Source organism: Oceanisphaera sp., assembly GCF_052084945.1.
In the GTDB taxonomy this organism is placed as follows: Bacteria; Pseudomonadota; Gammaproteobacteria; order Enterobacterales; family Aeromonadaceae; genus Oceanimonas.
Map to the genome: position 1 here is coordinate 10,494 of NZ_JBQDEX010000074.1, position 3,037 is coordinate 13,530.

Below are 3,037 nucleotides of genomic sequence, written 5' to 3' on the forward strand. Positions count from 1 at the left end.
ACCTCATTCGTATCTTTCTGCAGTGTCCTAACTTTGCTGGCATGCTCTTCGGTATTACCGTTATATAAGCAGTAGCGGATATTGTTACCGAATTTTTGGGTCCAAGCAGATAATCGCTCACGCTGCGAGTTGATCAAAGCGTTAAGTGGGTACAAAAACAGTGCGCGAACCCCAACTAAAGGAGCTTTTTTCTGTTGAAACTCTTCATATAAATCATTAAGCACCGGCACCATAAAGCACTCAGTTTTACCCGACCCAGTGCCACTGGTGACAATTATCGACCGCTTTTGTTCTAGCAATGTTTTCCAACTAACCAGCTGATGCGAAAACGGATGGAAGTGAGAACCAAATCTATAACGGCCGTTCTGCTTACTATCAAGGGCTGCCACTACCTCTTTGCACAGCAGCTTACCGGTGCCGGCAAGATCTGCCATGGTGGGCGCTGCCTCTTCCCAGCCAAAGGTAGGTTCAAATACCGGTGATGCTAAGAACGCACCTTCTTCACCACTCTCGGTACTCATTTGCTGTGCTAAATGCTCACGCAGCTGCGGATTAGTGATGCCTAAAATACTCAGTGTGGCTTCTTTAGAGCGAGTAACTGACTGCTCAACCATGCTTTTAAAATAGGGTTTCATTATTTACTCTCGTTAGTTTTTTGATAGCTCAATAAACAAAACTGAAACACAGGGCCAAACCAATCGAGATCAAACTCTCTCAGTTGGCGAGCGAAAAAGATGTTTTCTGGTTGTTTACCAAAAACATCCTCACTGTTAGCTCGACCTGCAGCCACTGCGGCGGCAAAAATAGGCATATAAACGACAGCATTATGAAATGATGAGTGTGTTTCCAATTGAATAGGTAAGTCTGTTTGTGTTCGGTACCACGTTAATAATTGTGGAGCAAACCGCTCTGGCCATACTGCCTCGAAATGATTACGCATTAAATCTTGATACCAGCCATCAATGGCCATTTTCATTACAACGGCAGGTAATGGTTGAGGCAGTGTGCTACTACTCAAATATTTAGCTAAGTCACCGGCGTAACTGGGTAAACTCTGAGCCAGCTTGGCACACCACTTATTAAATAAATCGATGACCATACTCTCCGGGATACCCTTTTCCACTAACACAGCGGCTAACTTTTGCTTAGCATCCTGCAAGCACTGAAGCGGCAGAAACTCCCAAAATAAGGGAAAATCTAGCTCAAGCTGGCGAATAAACTCCACTGACATTTCAAACTTAAGCAACGCCATGGCTAATGCTTGAGGATGCTTAACCAACGCTCGCCAAACCTCAAATGTAGAAAGAGGCAGGTAGCTATAATTTTTATAGAGGGTACGTAAAAAAAGCCAGCCAGTATGTTCGGGGTTACCGCCCATATTATTGAGTACGCTCTTAAAAACTTCTGGGTTATTTATAGGATTAAATGCTGAGCAAGCTTGTTGCAATGTTCTGATTTCAACATTTAGCTCAGACGGTTGTGCTAATCCCATCAAGAACTTAGGACGAAATTTAACTGCTGATTGATTAGCAGGTACGATCAACCAAGGTCCATTTTTTTCAATTATACTAGGTAGCTCAAACTCACCAGTTTTCGTACCTTCTGATACTCTGGATAGTAATGGTATTGGGGCTCTTTCAGGCTCATTAATCAGTATCAGCAAAGGCTGAGGCGTAGCCTCATCTCGCAATACTTCTCCACGAGAGAAAAGCACCCCCCTATCTGAATCAATATTCAAATTAGTAGCATAGTGCTGAAAACGATAAGAAACTTCTGAGCCGCCACCTTTAATAACCAATTCTACAGCGTGATCAAGATCGTGGCTTAAAGACATTAACGCCTCAATTTCGTCCTTCATACTATGAAGGCTAATTTCTAATGGACCGTCAACTGCGGTATAGCGCCAACTATGCCCTACTGGTGTAGTGTGATTGGCTGCTAGCCGCAATTCAATATCATATCTAACTGGATTATCCTCCCGCGCAAAGAGGAACAAACGACCACCAAGCAAGCCTGAAGTTGTCAACGAACGCGCAAGTGGCTTTTGCTCACAGTCAAAAGCTAATACTCCAGAAGCAGGAAAAGGCAGCTCAAGAACGACTGGCTCACTCATTAAATTAAAAGTTACTTCTATTGCGACTCTCGCTGGTGGAATATTTTCAGCGGTCAGTTGTAACTCGATCGCGCCATCCGTACTCACCCGCCTAAATGTCATGCTTTCGTCTAACACACGAAAAATACACTTAGTAGCAGTGCGAAAAATGACGCTTCCCTGATTGGGCAGCTGGCTGGTTTTTAGTTCAACAGTAAAATCTTCAGGCAGAACTCCCACCTGTTTTCTAAGTAAGGTTTCTCCTTGGCTGTTTTTGACCGATATAGACTGTCGACCATAACGAGCACTCAGAGGTAGCTCATGAAGTGGCTGACCAGAAAGCCAAAGCTGTAACCCCTGATGAGCATGTAGTTCACCCGTTGCCCAACGAAAACTGGGCATGCCCGCATAAATAAGACTCGGCTTACTAGCCCAATATAATTCACGGCCGCTTAACACTAACCCTTGGTCTGCGGCACTAACCACTCCGGTACGAATACGGTAAACATCCTGTTGTGAGGCACTTATTTTTGCCTCACCGGCCAACATTTGGGTTCGATAACCAACAACAAGCGGCGCTTCTGTTAACTCTCCTTCTACCATCTCAATATACGCAGACTCCGGAAGTAACAGCATTAGCTTAGCAGCCCGGCTGGAAAAACTTGCTTGGCCTACTAGGCACCATTTTTCGTGTACTAGATCAAAGCCCAGCGGCACTTCGCCCAGCTCCACACTACTGCGTTCAATGAGTAGCTTGCTTAGCACCAAGCCACCTTGCATCGCAACAAAGTAGAGAGACTCACTAGGTGACTTACGGGGGCACTCTACCGCCTGTTGGCGAACACTCAATACGGCTTTGTGATCTTTAAAGTGAGCATATCCCACGCCTAAATGAGCGACTTGCTTGTCGCCCTCAAAGAGCCCTAGCTCTAAACGACTCACACT

2 protein-coding genes are annotated in these 3,037 nt (G+C 45.1%); both read right to left on the reverse strand.

The features are described from left to right. The coding region (locus ACTHY5_RS07985; RefSeq protein ID WP_441878477.1) for a DEAD/DEAH box helicase at positions 1-635 on the reverse strand (635 nt) is incomplete at its 3' end. Next, positions 635-3,037, reverse strand: a 2,403-nt coding sequence (locus ACTHY5_RS07990; RefSeq protein WP_441878479.1) for an STY4851/ECs_5259 family protein, incomplete at its 5' end; no start/stop codon positions are given. The genes ACTHY5_RS07985 and ACTHY5_RS07990, both read right to left, overlap by 1 nt.